The sequence below is a fragment of the Clostridium sp. genome (assembly GCF_036639235.1).
GTDB lineage: Bacteria > Bacillota > Clostridia > Clostridiales > Caloramatoraceae > Clostridium_AB.
On sequence record NZ_JAVWJB010000093.1, the window covers coordinates 1,669 to 3,122 of the forward strand.

The following is a 1,454-nucleotide window of genomic DNA, read 5'->3' on the forward strand; positions in this document are numbered from 1 at the left end:
TTAGAAGGCATATTGAACTAACAGGTAACATAGGAATAATAAATAAGGCAATTAGCGAATACATGAAGATTCGTAGCCTTGATGATGTAGGTATAGAAAACATAAAAAGAATGGCCCTATTTCCAGAGGGACCAATTAAGATTATATCTAAGTATATGAAGAAGGGTCTTTACAAAGAGGACATGCTACAAGGCTTCCTAAGTAGTGCTAAGATATATGAAAAACTTAATATGGAGGTGTAGTATTGGAGTACAGATATAGGGATAAGGCCTATTTATCAAATTATAATTTAGACACATCACTATTTGATAAATTCGACTTTTTAGTAGAGGATATTATACCTATAAGAAGTGTTTACATGTTAAAAACAGATAAGGGAATGAAGATTCTAAAGAAAATAATGTACGATATTGATGAGCTTAAATTTATTTATGAAAGCCTATCCTATATTAGAAAAACCTATAGTAATATAGTTAATTTTAAGCTTTCAAGTGATGGAAATCCATATGTTCAAGATGAAACAGGAATATATGTGGTGCTAGATATAATTGATGGGCGTGAATGTGTATTTGAAAATCCGGTAGATTTAAAGTATACAGCAAAGCATCTTGCAAAGCTCCACCTAGCAGGGGAAAATATAGATTCATTCCATGAAAAAAGATATAGATCAGGAAGATTACTTGATAAATATAATGGGGCACTAGACAACCTTAAAAAGTTTAAGGAAATTGCCTCAATGCATGTTAATAAAAAGGATTTTGATAAGTTATACCTATCATATGCAGATTATTATATAGCATGTATATATAATTCAATAGAGGCTATTCAGGGGTCTAAATATGCTAAGTATTCACGTAATAAGTATGTACTATGCCACCATGACCTAGCCCACCATAATATAATAATAGATAATGACAATGATGTGCATTTCTTAGATTTTGACTATTCATTAATAGACCTTCCTATGCACGATTTATCTAATATAATAGTAAAGGCTGTTAAACATAATAGATGGGATATAGATATATCTAAAACAATACTTAACCACTATAGGGAAGAAAAGCCTATGAATGAGGATGAAATGAACATATTATATGGCTACCTTGCATTTCCTAAGGATTTTTATGATATTGCAACTAGCTATTATTTTAGAAATAGGGACTGGGAAGAGGATGAATTCCTTGAAAAGCTTAAAAGAAAGTCTGAGTATAAGGATGATCGTGAAAGATTCCTAATTAACTTTAAACGAACATATTAATGGGTAGCTAGGTAGATGTTATGTCATTATCTATACCGCGTCTGGGATTTTTCCGAGAAGTTCTAAGGCACAAAAATACAAATCCCCTAAGGGCAGCCTCAAACTCGGCGGAGCCTCAGACACGTGGCTTTCCTAAGGGTCTTTGCATTTTTGCACCTAAGAACTTCTAAGTCAAAACCCAAGGGTATAGACAATG

General features: G+C 32.5%; 2 protein-coding genes. Both read left to right on the plus strand.

Annotated features, from left to right (window positions below; translation table 11 throughout):
- The coding region (locus RR539_RS10660; RefSeq protein ID WP_332500437.1) for a hypothetical protein at nucleotides 1-242 on the plus strand (242 nt) is incomplete at its 5' end.
- 2 nt (nucleotides 243-244) lie between these two features.
- Entirely contained in the window at nucleotides 245-1,258 is a 1,014-nt protein-coding gene (locus RR539_RS10665) for a CotS family spore coat protein (protein WP_332474579.1), read from the plus strand.
- Nucleotides 1,259-1,454: the final 196 nt, after the last annotated feature.